Source organism: Caloramator sp. mosi_1, assembly GCF_028622835.1.
Taxonomy (GTDB): Bacteria; Bacillota; Clostridia; order Clostridiales; family Caloramatoraceae; genus Thermobrachium.
The window spans coordinates 1,298,422-1,316,588 of the sequence record NZ_CP117677.1; the positions used below are offsets into that span (position 1 = coordinate 1,298,422).

General features: G+C 31.1%; 23 protein-coding genes, 3 tRNA genes and 8 pseudogenes. 33 read left to right on the forward strand and 1 reads right to left on the reverse strand.

The window, feature by feature from the left end; genetic code table 11:
- The first annotated feature begins 36 nt into the window (after positions 1-36).
- From PL321_RS09265 to PL321_RS21280, 13 genes and pseudogenes are all read left to right on the forward strand, one after another.
- Positions 37-312 (forward strand): HU family DNA-binding protein, encoded by a 276-nt coding sequence (locus PL321_RS09265; protein WP_027309061.1) that lies wholly within the window; start codon positions 37-39, stop codon positions 310-312.
- A 77-nt stretch (positions 313-389) separates the two neighbouring features.
- Positions 390-647, forward strand: coding sequence for an RNA-binding S4 domain-containing protein (locus PL321_RS09270; protein WP_273964267.1), 258 nt, complete (start codon positions 390-392; stop codon positions 645-647).
- 152 nt (positions 648-799) lie between these two features.
- A complete protein-coding gene (gene yabP, locus PL321_RS09275) occupies positions 800-1,084 on the forward strand; it encodes a sporulation protein YabP (protein ID WP_273964268.1) in 285 nt (94 codons plus the stop codon).
- A 134-nt stretch (positions 1,085-1,218) separates the two neighbouring features.
- The gene (yabQ, locus tag PL321_RS21270; protein WP_443110767.1) at positions 1,219-1,521 is read left to right on the forward strand and encodes a spore cortex biosynthesis protein YabQ; all 303 of its coding nucleotides are present in this window, start codon (positions 1,219-1,221) and stop codon (positions 1,519-1,521) included.
- A gap of 33 nt (positions 1,522-1,554) precedes the next feature.
- Complete coding sequence (locus PL321_RS09280) at positions 1,555-1,878, forward strand: septum formation initiator family protein (protein WP_273964269.1); 324 nt, start codon at positions 1,555-1,557, stop codon at positions 1,876-1,878.
- A 33-nt stretch (positions 1,879-1,911) separates the two neighbouring features.
- A pseudogene (locus tag PL321_RS09285) lies at positions 1,912-2,311 on the forward strand (S1 domain-containing RNA-binding protein).
- 215 nt (positions 2,312-2,526) lie between these two features.
- A tRNA-Leu gene (locus tag PL321_RS09290) sits at positions 2,527-2,616 on the forward strand.
- Between the two features lie 7 nt (positions 2,617-2,623).
- Positions 2,624-2,699: transfer RNA gene (locus PL321_RS09295), tRNA-Met, on the forward strand.
- Positions 2,700-2,703: 4 nt separating this feature from the next.
- A tRNA-Met gene (locus tag PL321_RS09300) sits at positions 2,704-2,780 on the forward strand.
- A gap of 74 nt (positions 2,781-2,854) precedes the next feature.
- Positions 2,855-3,343: a hypothetical protein gene (locus PL321_RS09305; RefSeq protein WP_273964270.1), complete on the forward strand. Its 489-nt coding sequence runs from the start codon at positions 2,855-2,857 to the stop codon at positions 3,341-3,343.
- Entirely contained in the window at positions 3,307-3,489 is a 183-nt protein-coding gene (locus PL321_RS09310) for a hypothetical protein (protein ID WP_273964271.1), read from the forward strand. Before PL321_RS09305 ends, PL321_RS09310 begins: the two co-directional genes overlap by 37 nt.
- A 22-nt stretch (positions 3,490-3,511) precedes the next feature.
- Positions 3,512-3,936: pseudogene (locus tag PL321_RS21275) on the forward strand (DNA adenine methylase).
- Between the two features lie 136 nt (positions 3,937-4,072).
- A complete protein-coding gene (locus PL321_RS21280; protein ID WP_273964505.1) occupies positions 4,073-4,513 on the forward strand; it encodes a DNA adenine methylase in 441 nt (146 codons plus the stop codon).
- Between the two features lie 213 nt (positions 4,514-4,726).
- Here PL321_RS21280 and PL321_RS09325 read toward each other — a convergent pair whose 3' ends face one another.
- Positions 4,727-5,305, reverse strand: coding sequence for a hypothetical protein (locus tag PL321_RS09325; protein ID WP_273964272.1), 579 nt, complete (start codon positions 5,303-5,305; stop codon positions 4,727-4,729).
- A gap of 329 nt (positions 5,306-5,634) precedes the next feature.
- Between PL321_RS09325 and spoIIE the strand changes: the two genes are divergently transcribed.
- The 20 genes and pseudogenes from spoIIE to PL321_RS19915 all read left to right on the forward strand — a co-directional run bounded on the left by spoIIE (position 5,635) and on the right by PL321_RS19915 (position 18,037).
- Positions 5,635-8,010 carry a stage II sporulation protein E gene (gene spoIIE / locus PL321_RS09330; protein WP_273964273.1) on the forward strand — a complete coding sequence of 792 codons (2,376 nt, stop codon included), beginning with the start codon at positions 5,635-5,637 and terminating at the stop codon, positions 8,008-8,010.
- Positions 8,011-8,148: 138 nt separating this feature from the next.
- Positions 8,149-8,385, forward strand: a complete 237-nt coding sequence (locus PL321_RS09335) for an ATP-binding protein (RefSeq protein ID WP_273964274.1) — start codon at positions 8,149-8,151, stop codon at positions 8,383-8,385.
- A gap of 100 nt (positions 8,386-8,485) precedes the next feature.
- Positions 8,486-8,857: a tRNA lysidine(34) synthetase TilS gene (gene tilS / locus PL321_RS09340; RefSeq protein WP_443110704.1), complete on the forward strand. Its 372-nt coding sequence runs from the start codon at positions 8,486-8,488 to the stop codon at positions 8,855-8,857.
- A gap of 104 nt (positions 8,858-8,961) precedes the next feature.
- Positions 8,962-9,342, forward strand: coding sequence for a hypothetical protein (locus PL321_RS09345; protein WP_273964276.1), 381 nt, complete (start codon positions 8,962-8,964; stop codon positions 9,340-9,342).
- A complete protein-coding gene (tilS, locus tag PL321_RS09350; RefSeq protein WP_273964277.1) occupies positions 9,326-9,511 on the forward strand; it encodes a tRNA lysidine(34) synthetase TilS in 186 nt (61 codons plus the stop codon). Before PL321_RS09345 ends, tilS (PL321_RS09350) begins: the two co-directional genes overlap by 17 nt.
- Before the next feature lies 1 nt (position 9,512).
- Positions 9,513-10,054 (forward strand): annotated as a pseudogene (gene hpt, locus PL321_RS09355) (hypoxanthine phosphoribosyltransferase).
- Between the two features lie 67 nt (positions 10,055-10,121).
- Positions 10,122-11,921: pseudogene (gene ftsH / locus PL321_RS09360) on the forward strand (ATP-dependent zinc metalloprotease FtsH); the annotation flags it as partial.
- Positions 11,922-12,057: 136 nt separating this feature from the next.
- Positions 12,058-12,395 (forward strand): annotated as a pseudogene (locus PL321_RS21285) (thioesterase family protein).
- 127 nt (positions 12,396-12,522) lie between these two features.
- Entirely contained in the window at positions 12,523-12,720 is a 198-nt protein-coding gene (locus tag PL321_RS21290) for an OadG family protein (RefSeq protein ID WP_443110768.1), read from the forward strand.
- A complete protein-coding gene (locus PL321_RS09370; RefSeq protein WP_273964278.1) occupies positions 12,669-12,851 on the forward strand; it encodes a hypothetical protein in 183 nt (60 codons plus the stop codon). Before PL321_RS21290 ends, PL321_RS09370 begins: the two co-directional genes overlap by 52 nt.
- 14 nt (positions 12,852-12,865) lie before the next feature.
- Positions 12,866-13,081 (forward strand): hypothetical protein, encoded by a 216-nt coding sequence (locus PL321_RS09375; protein WP_337961003.1) that lies wholly within the window; start codon positions 12,866-12,868, stop codon positions 13,079-13,081.
- A 5-nt stretch (positions 13,082-13,086) separates the two neighbouring features.
- Positions 13,087-13,197, forward strand: a complete 111-nt coding sequence (locus PL321_RS19900; RefSeq protein ID WP_337961004.1) for a biotin/lipoyl-containing protein — start codon at positions 13,087-13,089, stop codon at positions 13,195-13,197.
- Positions 13,198-13,211: 14 nt separating this feature from the next.
- Positions 13,212-14,356: pseudogene (locus PL321_RS09380) on the forward strand (sodium ion-translocating decarboxylase subunit beta).
- A gap of 94 nt (positions 14,357-14,450) precedes the next feature.
- Positions 14,451-15,226: pseudogene (locus PL321_RS09385) on the forward strand (type III pantothenate kinase).
- A gap of 4 nt (positions 15,227-15,230) precedes the next feature.
- A pseudogene (gene dusB / locus PL321_RS09390) lies at positions 15,231-16,178 on the forward strand (tRNA dihydrouridine synthase DusB); the annotation flags it as partial.
- A 398-nt stretch (positions 16,179-16,576) separates the two neighbouring features.
- Positions 16,577-16,900, forward strand: coding sequence for a helix-turn-helix domain-containing protein (locus PL321_RS09395; RefSeq protein ID WP_273964279.1), 324 nt, complete (start codon positions 16,577-16,579; stop codon positions 16,898-16,900).
- The gene (locus PL321_RS09400) at positions 16,894-17,100 is read left to right on the forward strand and encodes a hypothetical protein (RefSeq protein ID WP_273964280.1); all 207 of its coding nucleotides are present in this window, start codon (positions 16,894-16,896) and stop codon (positions 17,098-17,100) included. The genes PL321_RS09395 and PL321_RS09400 overlap by 7 nt, the downstream gene beginning before the upstream one ends.
- Before the next feature lie 10 nt (positions 17,101-17,110).
- Positions 17,111-17,473, forward strand: coding sequence for a hypothetical protein (locus PL321_RS19905; protein WP_337961005.1), 363 nt, complete (start codon positions 17,111-17,113; stop codon positions 17,471-17,473).
- Entirely contained in the window at positions 17,467-17,766 is a 300-nt protein-coding gene (locus PL321_RS19910; RefSeq protein ID WP_337961006.1) for a hypothetical protein, read from the forward strand. The genes PL321_RS19905 and PL321_RS19910 overlap by 7 nt, the downstream gene beginning before the upstream one ends.
- Positions 17,767-17,836: 70 nt before the next feature.
- Positions 17,837-18,037 carry a hypothetical protein gene (locus tag PL321_RS19915; protein ID WP_337961007.1) on the forward strand — a complete coding sequence of 67 codons (201 nt, stop codon included), beginning with the start codon at positions 17,837-17,839 and terminating at the stop codon, positions 18,035-18,037.
- Positions 18,038-18,167 lie beyond the last annotated feature (130 nt).

The following is an 18,167-nucleotide window of genomic DNA, read 5'->3' on the forward strand; positions in this document are numbered from 1 at the left end:
ATTTATATAAGTGCATAAACTAAGGAGGGAAAAACTGTGAATAAGGCAGACTTAATTACATCAATAGCAGAAAAGAGTGGATTAACAAAGAAGGATGCAGAAAAAGCATTAAAGGCATTTATGGAAAGTGTTGAAGAAGCTCTTACAAAGAATGATAAGGTTCAACTAATAGGATTTGGAACTTTCGAAGTTAAAGAAAGAGCAGAAAGAAAGGGAAGAAATCCAAAGACTTTAGAAGAAATAGTTATTCCTGCATCAAAGGTTCCTGTATTTAAGGCAGGAAAGGAATTAAAGGATAAGGTTAATAAGTAATTATAAAAAATCAGGTCGTGTACCTGATTTTTTATAGCATATAAACTATGTAATTTTAAATTAGAGGGATGATAAAAATGAGGCTTGATAAATTCTTAAAGGTTTCAAGAATAATAAAGAGAAGAACAGTTGCAAAGGAAGTTTGTGATACAGGTAGAGTATTAGTAAATGGTCGTGTAGCAAAACCAGGTACAAACGTAAAGGTTGGAGATATTATAGAAATTCAATATGCTGCTAAAACAGTTAAGGCAGAAGTTTTATTAGAAAAAGAACATGTTACAAAGGATGAGGCAAAAGAAATGTATCGAATACTTCAAGGAGAAGAGATAGAATAGATTTCTATCTCTTTTTAATTAATAATTATTATCCACATACTGTGGATAAGTGTGTGGATAAATTGTGGGAATTATGTGGGTTAGTGTTGATAATTTAAAGTTATATTATTGTTAATATGTGAATATTATTTATATGAGAGTGGGGGATGATAATGGAAAATAATAAAATGGTTAAAAATCAAAATCATAACTTAAATATGATAAATAGACAAAAGCTTGATATTACAGGTGTTTTAAATGTTATTAACTTTAATGAAGAACAGATTAATTTAAGTACAATAATGGGGAATATGCTTATTAAGGGCAAAAATATGAAAATAAACAGATTAAATGTGGACAATGGGGATATGTGCATAGAAGGAGAGATTACAGCAATAAATTATCTAAACAAACAAACAAATAATAGTGAAAGTATATTTAAAAAGCTTTTTAAGTAATGTTATGGGTGATTAAATGACTCTACCTATTTATGTTCAAATAAAATATTTTGTTTCGACTATTGCTGTAGGTTTTTGATAGGAATTTTTTATGATATGTATAGACTATTAAGACAGGATAATTATAAAAAAATATATTATCCTCTTTATCTGATTTCTTGTTTTGGATTTTAATGAGTATTGTTGCATTCATTTTTATGTTAAAGACAAATAACCTCAATTTAAGATACTATTCCTTTATAGGTATGTTATTTGGATTTATAATCTACAGTTTGAGTATAAGCAAATATTTGTATAATTTATTAAATATAATATTATATGTTATAATTAAATTAATAAGGATTGTGTTTAGAACTATTTCATATCCCTTTAGAATTATTATTTTAGTTTTAAAAAATTTAGTTTATTTAACATTCAATTTTAGAAGGAAAATTTAAGCTTTTGAAGAATTAATACAAAAGAAAAAGGATGTGGGGGATATATATGAAGAAAAAAAGAAGAAAGTATTATTTCGACTCTTAATATTTTTGTTCTTTGCAATAATAATGATAAGACAACAAATTATAATTTTTAGAATAAATAAAGATATCAAAACCTATAATGAGATGTTAAATAAACTTAAGGCTCAAAATATAGAGCTAAAAGAAGAATTGAAAATTAGCGAAAGGATTGATTATATAGAGCGTCTTGCAAGACAAAAATTAAGGTTAATAAAACCAGGGAGATATTGTTTATTGATAAGAATAAAAAGAATAACTAAGTTGACGTGCATAATTTATTTTTATATAATATAAAATATGATTAAATTTAAGGAGGAATTTTTCGTCATGACCCTACAAGTAGGAAACATTTTAGAGGGCAAAGTTGTAAACATCACAAATTTTGGTGCTTTTGTTGAAGTTTCAGGTAAGACTGGATTAGTCCATATCTCTGAGGTTTCAGACACCTATGTAAAGGATATTAGAAAGCATTTAAAGGAACAAGACAAGGTAAAGGTAAAGGTTATTGCAATCGATGAGAATGGAAAGATAAGTCTTTCAATTAGGCAGGCACTTCCTAAAAATCATCAAGACCAGCAGAATTTGATTGGGATTCAGAAAAAGAAGAGCTGCTAATCTATCCTTTGAAGAAAGACTTGCAAAATTCCTTAAGGAAAGTGAGGAGAGATTCCAAGACTTAAAGAGAAGTCAAGATTCTAAAAGAAGTGGCGGATATTCAAGAAGGTAGATATACAAGGTATTTTGCTTTAGCAAAATACCTTTAAATTTTTTTAGGGGATAGGGAATAGGGTGTTGACAAACAAAAAAAATCTGTATAATAAAAAGAGTCAGCAGGACAGAGGCGAAGAAAAAGATAAAAATAAAAATAAAAAACTGTTGACATAATAAAAAAGATGATATATAATAATAAATGTCGCAAGGCGATGAAGAAAAAATGAATATGCCGGAGTGGCGGAACAGGCAGACGCACAGGACTTAAAATCCTGCGGTTTGAATAAAACCGTACCGGTTCGACCCCGGTCTCCGGCACCACTAACATCGCGGGGTGGAGCAGCTAGGTAGCTCGTCGGGCTCATAACCCGAAGGTCGGAGGTTCAAATCCTCCCCCGCAACCAACATGGCGGCGTAGCTCAGTTGGCCAGAGCATTCGGTTCATACCCGAAGTGTCAGCGGTTCGAATCCGTTCGCCGCCACCATAAGGGGCGAGTAGTTTAACTACTCGCCTTTGTTTTTGTTTTGATAAGCTTATAAGTTTAAAGAAGGTGATATCTTGATTAATCAAGAAACAATTTGTTTACAAAAGGAACTTTTAAAGGCTGTGCCATATTTAAAAGGTTGGACTAAACAAAATGATAAGGATGATAATTTAAGTAATTTTATTTATAATACAACTAAGTTTTCAGATATTATAGAGAAAGCAAAACAAAGAAAATTATCAATTAGCTATGTATGTCATAGATGGTATAATTTTCATACATCTAAAGAAACTGAAAATATCTTTGTGAAATATGGTTGTATTAGAGAGGAAAATAGAAAACATAAGGAAATAGACATTTATTTCAAACAAATTCCTTACGATATAAAGTTAACAGTTTTTCCTTCAAAATATAATGGTAATACTGATTTAAAAACAAGAACAGATAAAAATAATTTAATTGAATGGTATTATAAAAATCAATCTCAGCAAGGAAGAAAACATTTAGCCAATAGATTATTTGTAGTGTGCATTTCAAAAATAATACATATCAAGAAAACTTAAAGTTAAAATGTAATTTTACATTAATTGAAAAATCTATATCAGAATTTATAAAATATTATACTGACAGAGAGCTTAATTCAATAAGCATAGAAGATAATGGAGAAGTTAAAATTGTATATTCAGATATAATAATAGTTAGAAATTAAATCTTGAACTGGCGGTGAAATAATGAATTATATTGGATCAAAATATTCTCTAATTGATTTCATTGTAAATTCAATACAATCTGTAGTAGGAAATAAAGATACAAACAATAAAATATTTGCAGATTTATTTGCTGGTACGGGAGTTGTTGGAGCGACATTCAAAAACAGGGATATAAAGTTATATCTAATGATATACAATATTATAGCTATGTTTTAAATAAACATTATATTGAAAATAATGAAGAAATAGATATAAATAAATTCCATTACTTAAATAATATTGACGGTGTAGAAGGATTTATATATAAAAATTATTGTGAAGGTTCAGGGTCTGGTAGAAAGTATTTTACAGATGAGAATGGGAAAAAGTGTGATGCTATACGTCAAGAAATTGAAGAATTAAGAGTAAGTAGTAAAATAAGCGAAAAAGAATATTATTTTTATTAGCAAGCTTAATAGAATCGATAGATAAATATGCTAATACAGCATCTGTTTATGGTGCTTTTCTAAAACATATTAAAAAATCAGCACAAAAAGATTTGAATTAGAGTTTTTACCAATTATATATGGTGAGAATATTGGTATTGTATATAATAAAGATGTAAATGAGTTAATAAGAGAAATAGAAGGTGATATACTTTATTTAGATCCACCATATAACACAAGACAGTATTGTGCAAACTATCACCTTTTAGAAACTATTGCAAGGTACGATAATCCTGAAATTGTAGGAAAGACTGGATTAAGGAAAGATGATAATTTAAAAAGTAAATATTGTTCTAAGAGAACTGTTGAAGGGGTTTTTGAAGATTTAATTGCAAATGCAAAATTTAAATATATATTTTTAAGTTATAATAATGAAGGGTTAATGGATTTAGAAACAATAGAAAAAATTATGGGAAAGTATGGAGAATACAGATTATTTACTAAAGAGAATTATAAACGATTTAGAGCCGATAAGAAGGATAACAGGAATCATAAAGCCGATTTTACAATTGAATATTTACATTGTCTTATAAAGTGATGTTTTATTTAGAAAGCTTAAAATAGCACATTTAAGGTTAAATAGTAAAACCTTAAATGTGCTATTTGTTTTATTAGATAAGATTCTTTTCTTGAAGTTTTAATATAGACTTCATATTGAATCTAAACTTAAAACAGTCTCTCTTGTTATGGACTTGGAATTCACCTATACTAATCCCATAATATTTTACTGTACAGCTTTCTTTCCAAGTGTTTAGTGTTTGAGTAAAGGTAAACGCATCTTTTTCCAATCTGGAGATTTATTTGGTTTATTTAATACAATATAAGACGGATTAGAATTAATATTACCTATCTTATCTATGATATTAAAGAAATGTAGGTAATAATCGCATTCAAATATGTTATTCCAGTATTCCTTCATAACTAAATCTATTTTTTCGATAGTAATTTTTTTAAAAAGTTCTATTCTATTTTCATAGGAATCAGGAACGTCTTCATCAATTATATCTTTAAAATATTCAAAGTATGTTTTGCTTGTAGGTTGTCCAATTCTTTGTGGAGCTACTTTACCAAGAGATTTTTGATTTGTTTTAACAGATAGTGTTAAATTATTATCCAAAATAAAATCTATTGGGTTTTGGTCTTCGGCTATGTGTTTTTGTGGTTTAGGGAGTTGATGTTTTTCAAAAACAGTTATAACAGCTGGTTTTATAACATCTATAACTTCTTGTCTACCTCTTTCACGATAATAATCGGGTATTTTAATATCAAATATATCTGCTATTGCTATTTCAGCAGAAATTCCAATTTCTTCATTATTAAAATTAATCATTTTTCATATTCTCCTTATTTTATTTTGAAAACTTTATATATTTTTTAATTCTACATAAGTAACCATTTTCCTTTTAATATATTTAAACATCTAAATTTTTTTGTTATTTATAAAGCCTTTATATAATTACTATCGACAAATAATATTATTTAGATAAATTGCGTCTTTTTATAATAAAAATTTGTTGAATATAAGAGTCGAATATCTTTTTGTAGAATAATTTTTTAAATAAGCTGTCGGAAACTTTTTGTAGTATATCTGTAATAATGACAAATATTTCTGCATATATTTGGTATAATATCCCTACAATTTGAAATTGGGGGATATTTATGTATAGAGATGATATATTGCCATATAGGAGGGTTTCAGAAAATAAGGTTCATAAAAAGTTAAGTATTGATCTGTTTTCCTTAAGGTATTTGTTATTACTTCTAAGTGCTCTTTTGGTCAGTAGAGTAGTTATGTTAAAAGCACTTATGCCCTTTGGAGTTGCGTTTTTGGTAGCATCATATTCAGTGCTAAACAGGTTTGAATCATTTTTAGTATCCATATTTGTAGTTTTAGGTTATATACTATCATTTCAAAATAATTTATCCTATTCACACGTTGTTACAGTAATGGCACTTATGATTTTTATTCCGTTTTTATCAGAAAATAAGAAAATATATAAGTTTGCTTTATTAGCGTTTATTATAAATATTGTTGTGAATATTGTTTTTAAATTCTATGTCAACTTAGATATATTACCATATGATATTATAGTTTCAGTCTTTGAATCTTTGATAATGGTATCAACTGCATACATCTTTAGTTACGGTATACCATTGTATTTTAATAAACAGTCAAGGAAACTATATTCTAAAGAAGAAATTATATGCTTTATACTTGCATTATCACTTGTAGTATCAGGTTTATGGGATATTAGTATATATGGTTTCTCTATAAAAAACATTATAGCTATGCTGGTTGTAATATGTTTTGGCTATAGTGAAGGGGCAAGTATGGGGGCTGCTGTAGGAGTTACAATGGGAGTTGTTTCTGGCATTTCTGATCCATCAATGGCAATGAGTTTAGGTTTGTTTGGTTTTAGTGGACTTATTGCGGGTGTTTTTAAGGATTACAACAAATTTATAGTTGCTGTTTCTTTTACTATTGCAACGGCTATGCTTTCCTTTTACAGTTTAGGCAGTATAACTTTAAATAATATTTTTATAGAGGCTATGATTGCGGCATCTATTTTTATGATTATGCCTACTAAAAGGTTTAAAAAGTTAACCTCTTCTTTAGATGGAGATAAAAAATTAATAGAACTTCAAAAGTCATATATAGAAAAAGTAAAGGGACTTATGGAACTTAGGCTTTCCTCGATGTCAAGTACATTATATGATATATCATCAATTTTACAGGAGAATATAGAAAATGAGTTATCTAAGAAACAAGAAATAAATAGTTTAGTAGAAAAAATAGCAGATAGAGTATGTGCAAATTGTGATTGCAAAAGTATTTGTTGGGGTAAGGAGCTATATTATACTTATGATTCAATAGTAGAAATGTTAAGATTAATAGAAAAGAAGGGTATGCTCTCGGTTATGGAAATGCCTGAGAGTATGAGAAGAAAATGTATAAGACCAACAGAAATAATGAAGCAGTCGATACATCTTTTAGAGATAATGAGATTAAATAATAGATGGAGAAAGAAGTTAATTAATTCTCGTATGATTCTATCAGAACAAATAAAGGGAATATCTAATATAATTGAATCTATGGTTAAAGAAACATCAAGCTCCATTGTGTTTAGGAATGATGTAGAGGAGGAAATAGCAGTTGAACTTGATAAAGTGGGTTTAGAGTTTGATAATATAGTAGCTTTGAAAAATGGTAGAGAAAAATATGAGATAACCTTTTATAGAAAGCCTTGTAGAGGGAAAAATCTGTGTGTTAAGGAATTTGAAAAGGCAGTTTCAAGGGCATTAGGTATGAAGATGGTTGTAGATGGTTCGGGATGTAGAATAGACGAAAATAAGACTATGTGTCAGTTTAGGCTTATAGAGGCAGAAAGTTTTAGTTTAGTTACGGCAGTTGCCAAGGCTTCAAAGGAGAAGGTATCTGGTGATACATATTACTTTGGAAATATAGGAGAAGGTCGATATATGCTTGCATTAAGTGATGGAATGGGAAGTGGAAGAGCTGCTAATATGGAAAGCAATACTACTATTGCCCTATTAGAAAAACTTATGGAGGCTGGATTTGAAAGGAATACAGCAATCAAAGCAATAAATTCAGTTTTAGTTTTAAGATCCTGTGATGAAAGTTTTGCAACTGTTGATATGGGACTTATTGATTTGTATAGTGGTATGGGTGAATTTATAAAAATAGGTGCAGCACCAACATTTATAAAATCAGGAAGGGATGTTGAGGTAATAAAGAGTTCAGCACTTCCTGTTGGCATTTTAGATGATATAGATATTGAAAGTCATATAGTTGAGTTTAGAAGTGGCGATATGATTGTTATGGTAAGTGATGGAGTTGTTGATTGCAATGATAATCTTAAGGAAAAGTGGATTATAAAGGCACTTAGAGAATTTGATAGTGGAAACCCAAAGGATGTTGCAGATTATTTACTAAATAAAGCTAAGGAGTATTATGGTAATAACATAAAGGACGATATGACTGTAATTGTGTCAAAAATATGGAAGGTTAGTTAAAAAATAAATTTATAAGGTGCCGTGGACTTAATGAATTTAGATGTTCACGGCCTTTATATTTATTTTATGTGCCTTCTTGATGAATTTTATATATAACGTTATATTATATATATATCTTTTAAATGGAAGTGGTGAATTATGAAGCAGAAGGTTTTAGATTATATCAAAGAGAATGATTTAATTCAACCTGGTGATAAAATAGTTGTTGGCTTATCGGGTGGTCCAGATTCGGTTTGCTTATTGCATATTTTGTATTCATTAAAGGAAGAACTAAATATAACTATTTATTCAGCACATATAAATCATATGATACGAGGTGAAGAAGCCTTAAGAGATGAGGAATACTCAAGAATGCTTTCAAAAGGCTTAATATAGAACATTTTAGTATAAGGGTTAAGGTAGAAGAATTTGCAAAGGAACATAAGATGACATCGGAGGAAGCAGGAAGATTTATAAGGTATAAATTTTTGATGAAGTGTTAAATAAAGTAGGTGCAAACAAAATTGCTCTTGCCCATAATATGAACGATAATGCAGAAACAATAATAATGAACTTAATAAGAGGAACAGGAACGTTAGGGCTTGTAGGTATCCCTAATAAAAGGGACGGTAAATATATAAGACCTATACTTTGTTTAACAAGGGATGAAATAGAAAAATATTGTGAAGAAAATGGACTAAATCCTCAGATTGATAGTACAAATAAAGAAAGCATATATACCAGGAATAAAGTGAGATTAGAACTTATACCTTATATAAAGGAACATTTTAATTCAAATATAGTTGAAAGTTTAAATAGATTATCTCAAATAATAAAAAGTGAAGAGGATTTTTACAAGGTTATGTAGATGATATATTAAATGAACATTATATTAATAATAGATTTAGTATTGACGTATTTAACAAACAGCATATAGCAATAAAGAGGAGAATAATAAGAAAAATTATTGAAGTGGTATATGGGAATATAAGTGGAATAGAGCAAAAACATATAGATGATTGCATTAATTTAATACTAAAAGGAGAAACAGGTAAATATGTTGTTTTGCCTCATAATATTGTGTGTAAAATTGAATACAAAAACTTCTTAATAGAAACTATAAAGGATTATAGTGTTGAATATGAATATAAAATCAATATACCAGGAATTACCTATATACCAGAATTGAAGGCAAAAATTTATACAAATATATTAGAAAATTTAAATAATATTAAAGGTAATACATTTATAAAATACTTTGATTATGATAAAATAGGAAATGATATATTTGTAAGAAACCGCAAATCGGGAGATTACATTGTTTTAAGTGGTGTAGGTGGAAAGAAAAAATAAAGGATTTTTTATTGACAAAAAGGTTCCACGTGATAAGAGGCAGACTATACCACTTATAGCAAAGGGTTCAGAAATAGTATGGATAATAGGTATGCGTGACAACAGCCTATATCGCATAGATGATAAAACCAAAAGGATTTTGGAAATAAGATTTGAAAGAGGTGTATAGAATGAATAAAGATTTAGAGAGGATACTAATAAAGGAAGAAGATATAAAAAGAAGAGTTAGTGAACTTGCAAAGGATATAATGAAGGACTTTAAAGACGAAGAGCTTTTCTTTATAGGTGTATTAAAGGGTTCAGTAGTATTTATTGCAGATTTAATGAGGTGTGTTGAAAACGATGTAACAATGGACTTTATGGCTGTATCAAGTTATGGTTTATCATCTCAAACATCAGGTGTAGTAAGGATATTAAAGGATTTAGATTTTGATATAGAAGGTAAAAATGTAATAATAGTAGAGGATATTATAGATACAGGAACAACTCTAAAATATCTATATGAATATTTAAAAAGAGAAATCCTAAGGAATTAAAGATATGTTGCCTTTTAGATAAGCCTGAGAGAAGAAAGGTTGATATAAAGGCAGATTATATAGGATTTACTATTCCAGACGAATTTGTTGTAGGTTATGGACTTGATTTTGCAGAAAGATTCAGAAATTTACCATATATTGCTGTTGTCAAGGAGGAAGCCTATGCAAACAAATAATTGTATATATTATAATATTATGATAAAATTAAATAATACAAGTTGCTAATTTGAGAGGGGGCTTAAGTTGAAGAATTCATTTCTTAAGAGTGCAAGTGCTTGGATACTTATTATATTAGCTTTTTCGTGGCTGTAACTTATTTTGGAAATCCATCAACAAAAAGGAGCAGTTCACATATACAAAGCTTGATACAGCTATAAGTGAAGGAAAGGTAAAAAGATTGTGGTAGATGTAGATACTGGTGAAGCATCTGGAGAGCTTGTCGATAAGACACAATTTAAGGTTAATATAAATTCAGCTGAAAAATTACAAGAGAAGGTTGATGAGTATAATAAAACTCATTCAGCAAAAATAGATTTAGAATTTATACCACCAACTAAATTCCCAGTTTGGGTATCAGCAATTCCAAACATATTAATGCTTATTATGTTAGGTGTTGTTTGGTTTATATTTATTCAACAATCACAGGGAGGCGGCGGCAAAGGAGTAATGAACTTTGGAAAGAGCCGTGCAAAGCTTGTCAATAATGATAAGAAAAAGGTAACATTTAACGATGTTGCTGGAGCAGATGAAGAAAAGCAGGAACTTGAAGAGGTTGTTGATTTTCTAAAACAACCAAGAAAGTATATTGAGCTTGGAGCAAGAATACCAAAGGGTGTATTATTAGTTGGTCCTCCAGGAACAGGTAAGACACTACTTGCAAAGGCAGTAGCAGGTGAAGCTGGAGTACCTTTCTTTAGCATAAGTGGTTCTGATTTTGTTGAAATGTTTGTTGGTGTTGGTGCATCAAGAGTAAGAGATCTTTTGATACTGCAAAGAAAAATGCTCCTTGTATTGTGTTTATAGATGAAATTGATGCAGTTGGTAGACAAAGAGGTGCAGGTTTAGGAGGAGGACACGACGAAAGGGAACAAACACTAAATCAACTTCTTGTTGAAATGGATGGATTTGGTACAAACAGAAGGAATAATAGTAATTGCAGCAACTAATAGACCAGATATATTAGACCCTGCACTACTTAGACCAGGAAGATTTGATAGACAGATTGTAGTAAATGCACCAGATGTTAAGGGAAGAGAAGAAATATTAAAGGTTCACGCAAGAAATAAGCCGCTTGATGAAAATGTTGATTTAAAGATAATAGCAAAGAGAACGCCAGGTTTTTCAGGTGCAGATCTTGAAAACCTTATGAATGAAGCGGCACTTCTAACTGTAAGAAAAAATAAAAAGCTAATTGGAATGGAAGAATTAGAAGAGGCTATAACAAGAGTTATAGCAGGACCAGAGAAGAAGAGCAGAGTTATGAGTGAAAAGGAAAGAAAACTTACTGCTTATCACGAGGCAGGTCACGCTGTAGTTATGAAGCTTTTACCAAATGCAGCACCTGTTCATCAAATAAGTATAATACCAAGAGGAAGAGCAGGAGGATATACGTTGGCACTTCTTGAAGAAGATAAACATTACGCTTCAAAGACAGAATTAATTGAGGAAATTGTAGGATTACTTGGTGGAAGAGTTGCCGAAAAGCTTGTTTTAAATGACATAAGTACTGGTGCGAAAAATGATATTGAAAGGGCTACAAACATTGCAAGAAAGATGGTAACAGAATATGGTATGAGTGATGTTTTAGGACCTATTGAATTTGGTTCTGGACACGAAGAAGTATTCTTAGGTCGTGATTTTGCAAAATCAAGAAATTATAGTGAAGAGGTAGCAGCTTTAATAGATAAAGAAATTAAAGGTATAATTCACGAAGCCTATGAAAGAGCAGAAAATCTACTAAAGGAAAATATGAATAAGCTTCATAAAGTTGCAGAAGCTCTTCTTGAAAAAGAAAAGCTTGAGGCGGATGAGTTTGAAGCCATCTTTAATGAAGCATAGGGGTGATGAAAGTGAAGGAGATTAAGGTTGGAAAAAACACATAATTGATAGGGTTTGTGAAGATAAGGATTCTGCTATAAACTATGCAAGTGGAGGAGTAGATGTTTATTCTACTCCTGCTATGGTAGGTTTAATGGAATGTGCAGCAAAAGAGTGTTTAGATGAGTTTTTAGATGAAGGTTTTTCGACAGTGGGAATAAGCTTAAATATTAAACATCTTGCAGCTACTCCTATTGGTATGAAGGTTAGGGCAGAGGCAGAAATAATAGGTGTAGAAGGTAAAAGGTTATTTTTAAAGTCGAAGCCTTTGACGAGGTTGAAAAAATAGGAGAAGGAATACACGAAAGATTTATTGTTGATATGAATAAATTCTTAAGCAGGGTAAACAATAAGGCAAAAAGGAAGGGTAATTTTTACTCTTCCTTTTTGCTATTTTTATACCTTAAATATATAGTATGATTTAAAATTTTAAAAAATATGAAATTTTTATTGCAAAACATCTTAAATTTTGAATAACAATGTGGTAAAATAAATAATAAATATATAAGAGGGAGGGAAAGAGTTGAACTTAGGAGACAGACTGCTTTTGGGAATTAATACTACAATCATAGCAATGCTCATAGTATTTTTGGTATTAATATTCCTTGGGTTTATAATTAAAATTATTTCACTATTTGTTGAAAAAATGAATTTTAAAAGTCATAAAAGTGATACATCTACTAATAAAAGGATGTGCCTATTTTTAAAGGCGAGCCTGTTGAAAGGCAAACAAGTGGCAAATTAAGTGGACAAATCAATACAGAAGCAGAGCTTGATGATGAGGAAGCTGCGGCTATTTTAGCGGTTGTAGCACACGAATTAAAAAGACCTTTAAATGAAATAAAAATAAAAAGTATAAGATTATTAAATAAATAGATGGGAGGATATGTATGAAAAGGTATATAGTAAACATAAACGGTAAGAGATTTGAAGTTGAGGTTGAAGAGGTATCAAAGGAAAATAAAACAGACATATCAGAAGTGAAAAAGGAAACTGCTGTTTCATCCCACGATAAGGATGTTAAGGCTCCAATGCCAGGAACTATTTTAGATGTTAAGGTAAATGTTGGAGATAAGTTTAAAAGGGAGATGTACTCTTTATATTAGAGGCTATGAAAATGGAAAATGAAATAATGGCTGGAGAAGATGGAGTGATAACTGAAGTTTTAGTTAGCAAGGGTAATAGTGTATCTACAGATGATGTGCTTGCAAAATATAAATAGTATGGGGAAGTTGTATGTTCTTGGATATGGTGATAAATGCTTTTAGGGATATAATAAAGACCTCTGGATTTTTACATATGACTTGGGGTCAATTTATAATGATTATTGTTTCATTGGTTTTGATGTACTTAGCGATAGTTAAACAATTTGAACCTTTACTGTTACTTCCTATATCTTTTGGTATGCTTTTGGCGAATTTGCCCATAACAGGTATTATGGATGCACCTAAGGATGGGCATATGGGAGGGCTTCTTTGGTATTTATACCAAGGAGTTGAAAAGGAAATCTATCCACCACTGATATTCTTAGGTGTTGGAGCGATGACGGATTTTGGACCACTTATTGCAAATCCATCCAGTATAATACTTGGTGCAGCAACCCAATTTGGTGTGTTTATGGCCTTTTAGTAGCTCTTTTATTAGGATTTACTCCGCAAGAGGCAGCATCTATTGGTATTATTGGTGGTGCAGATGGCCCAACTTCAATATATTTAGCATCAAAGCTTGCACCACATAGATTAGGAGCTATCGCAGTTGCATCGTATTCATATATGGCACTTGTTCCTCTAATTCAACCACCAATAATGAAACTTCTTACAACAAAGAGGAACGAATGATAAAGATGGATCAATTAAGAAAAGTTTCTAAGTTTGAAAAAATAATATTCCCTATAGTGGTTACAATACTTGTATCTCTTTTATTGCCTTCTGTAGCCCCACTTATAGGAATGCTTATGCTTGGAAACCTATTTAGGAAAGTGGTGTAGTAAATAGACTTTCTGATACGGCTCAAAACGCTATGATTAATATAATAACAATATTCTTAGGCCTTACAGTTGGTGCTACTGCAAACGCAAAGAGCTTTTTAAACTTTGAAACAATAGCAATAACAGCATTAGGCCTTGTAGCATTCTCCTTTAGTACTGCAGGAGGCATCTTGCTTGGAAAGATTATGTGTAAAGTTACAAAGGGTAGGGTAAACCCACTTATAGGTTCAGCAGGAGTTTCGGCTGTTCCAATGGCAGCAAGAGTATCACAGGTAGTTGGTCAAAAGAAAACCCATCAAACTTTCTGCTTATGCACGCTATGGGACCTAATGTTGCAGGTGTTATAGGTACTGCGGTTGCAGCAGGTGTACTTCTTACTTTATTTGGAAGATAAGACGTCTAAAGGACGTCTTATTTTTATTGAATTTTATATAATTAGTTGTTACAATGTAAATGATGTGTTAAATATGAGTAAGGAGTGCGTTAATATGTTATTAGTGTTTGATGTAGGTAATACTAATATAGTTTTAGGTGTGTATGACGACAAAAACTTGTTATCGACTGGAGAATAGCAACAACTACACAAAGAACTGCTGATGAGTATGGAATTGTTGTAATAAATTTATTTGAAAAGGCAGGTTTGGACTATAAGGACATAGATGCTGTAGTTGTTTCCTCTGTTGTTCCAAATATTATGTATTCATTAGAACATATGATTAGAAAATACTTCAAGGTAGAACCTCTTGTTGTTGGACCAGGAATAAAAACAGGAATAAATATAAAGTATGACAATCCAAAGGAAGTTGGAGCAGATAGAATAGTTAATGCTGTTGCAGCTCATGATATATATAAGAGACCTTTGATAATAGTTGACTTTGGTACTGCAACAACATTTTGTGCAGTTGGCAAAAATGGAGACTACTATGGAGGTGCAATAACGCCAGGAATAAAAATAGCAAGTGATGCACTATTTGAGAGGGCAGCAAAACTTCCAAGGATTGAACTAATAAAACCTCCATCAGTTATATGTAAAAACACAGTTCAAAGTATGCAATCAGGTATTATATACGGATATGCTGGACTTGTAGACAATATTGTAACAAAGATGAAGGAAGAGATGAGGGAGCTTAAGGAGGAAACTCCTTATGTTGTTGCAACCGGTGGACTTGCAAAGTTAATCTCAACTGAAAGTAAAACAATCGACGAGATAAATCCTTATCTTACATTAGAGGGATTGAGAATAATATACGAAAAGAACAGGTGATTTTATGAACATAGGAAATTTCGTTCCAGAAAATAATGTGTTTTTAGCACCAATGGCAGGAGTAACAGACAAAGCATTTAGAATCATTTGTAAAGAATTCGGTGCAGGATTAGTTTATACAGAAATGGTAAGCTCGAAGGGGCTTTATTATGGAAGTCAAAGAACAGAGTTTATGCTTGATATAGATGAAAGAGAAGCACCGGCAGTTGTACAGATATTTGGTTCAGATGCTGATATTATGGGATATATGGCTGAAAAAATAAGTGAAAAAGAAGACGTAGCATTTATAGATATAAATATGGGGTGCCCTGCACCCAAGATAGTAAAGAATAAAGAAGGTTCCTACTTAATGAGAGAACCAGAACTTGCAAAGAGAATTGTAAAGAAGGTTGTTGAGAAGTCAAAAAGCCTGTTACTTGTAAAATAAGAAAAGGATGGGATGAAAATAGTGTAAATGCGGTTGAGTTTGCAAAGATGCTTGAGGATTGTGGAGTAAGTGCTATTGCTATTCACGGAAGAACAAGAAGTCAAATGTATGAAGGAAAGGCTGATTGGGATATAATAAAAAAGTTAAAGAGAGTGTAAATGTTCCAGTTATAGGTAATGGAGATGTGGTTACTTGCCAAGATGCAAAAGATTATTTGAACATACCGGTTGTGATGCAATAATGATTGGTCGTGGTGCCTTAGGTAATCCGTGGATTTTTAAAAAGGTTATTACTTACCTTAGGGAAGGTATAATTATAGAGGATCCACTACCTCAGGAAAAGATCGATCTTGCAATTACACATCTTGAGATGATGTATAAATTTAAAGGGCAACGTGGTGTAATTGAGATGAGGAAGCATATTTCTTGGTATTTAAAGGGGTTAAAGAATGCTACATCTATTAGGGATATGATTAATAGAATTGAAGGCAAAGAGGAAATTATCGAGCTTCTTGAAAGTTACAAAGGACTATATAAAATTATAGTCCTCATATTGTTGACTAACATAAAAGATGCTCAGATTATGAAACTGCCCCTTGAAAGGATTTCAGTAGGCTTTTCATAAGCTTTAGCAAGTCTTGCTTTTCGACTATGAAAAAGTCCGTAATTCGGCACACGATGTGCCGAGCCGAGCAGCCCTCAAGGATGAGGGCATCGCGAGGGTAGGACTTTTCAAACAAAGAAAAGCTTAGACTTGCTTAGCGAAATGAAGGAATGCCAAGGAAATCCTTCAAGGGGCTTATCTTGTATTGACTTTTTAACAGCCTGAGGACTATATAAAATTATAGTCCTTTTTGTATTGAATTTAATAAGCGAAAGGTATAAAATGTAATTGAGCACAAATTGTGCACCAGGAGGTATGATATGGATTTTGTAAAAATAGGAGATAAAACAATCAGTGTTTCACGTATAAATAAAAAAATTGAAGAAATAATAGAACTTAGGGGAAAAGGGTATTCCCAGCAGGAGGTTGCAAAGATATTAGATGTTGATAGAAGTTTTATATCAAGACTTGAAAGTATAGGGGAAGTGCGTAAGGGAGGAGATATTGCTGTTATTGGTTTTCCGATAAAAAATAAAGAAGAGATTATAGAGGTTCTTAGAACCTTTAATGTTGAATATATACTTCTTATGAACGAGGAAGAGAGACAGAATTTCATAAAAAACAGGGTGGCAAAGAGTTGTTAGAGAGTGTATTAAAGATAATATCAGAGGTTAGAAAATACAAGCACTGTATTATCATAGGTTCTAATGTTAGAACCAAGATTTTAGCAAAGCTTTTAGACAGCCACGTGTATACACTTGAGATAGGAGAATCACCCTTGAAAAATGACATATATGTAGAGCCGCAAAGGGTATTAGATATTATAAAAACCATAATAGATTAGGGGGATATTTATGAAAAGAGTTATTTCAGTTAGCTTAGGATCATCTTCAAGAAATCATTCTGCTGAGGTTGAGCTTCTTGGTGAAAAGTTTGTTGTTGAAAGGATAGGAACTGATGGAGATAAAGAAAAGGCTATAGAGTTAATAAAAGAATTAGACGGTAAAGTTGATGCTTTTGGTATGGGTGGTATAGATTTATACTTATACAATGCAAGTAAAAGATATGTAATTAAAGATGCATTACCTTTGATGGAGGCTGCTCAAAAGACACCGATTGTTGATGGTTCGGGTTTAAAGAACACATTAGAGAGAAGAGTTATAAAATACATAGATGAAAATATGTTTTCATTGAAAAATAAAAAGTACTTATGGTAAGTGCTTCAGATAGATTTGGTATGGCAGAAGCTTTTCATACTCACGGCGCGGATGTTACTTTTGGAGATGTAATTTTTGCACTCAATATACCAATACCAATAAGAAGCTATAGAGTTTTTCAGGCAGCAGCGGATATTATTCTTCCAATTGCCTGTAGAATGCCGTTTGAAAAATTGTATCCAACTGGTAAAGAACAAGAGGTTAATGTAGAAAAGTTTGAAAAGTATTTTAACGAAGCTGAAATAATAGCAGGAGATTTCCTGTTTATAAAAAATATATGCCTAAGGATTTAAGAGGAAAAATAATAATAACTAATACAGTTACAAAGGAAGATGTGGAAGAATTAAGAAAAGAGAAGCATATATGCTAATTACGACTACACCTGAATTTAAAGGAAGGTCATTTGGTACAAATGTGTTAGAGGCTGTGTTAGTTACATTGATAAATAAGCCGCAAGAACAAATAACAAGTGATGATTATAATGAGATGCTTGATAAGTTAGGTTTTAAGCCGAGGGTTGTAGTTTTAAAAGAAGAAGAAAGAAATGAAGAGATGGTAAAATAAATTATGAAAATTTTGAATTTGAGACATAATAATTAATATAATTATTGACACTAAGTATTAGGTGTTTTATAATAACTTCAATGGTTAATAACAAGCACTGTAAGTTTTCTTATAGTGCTTGTTATTAATT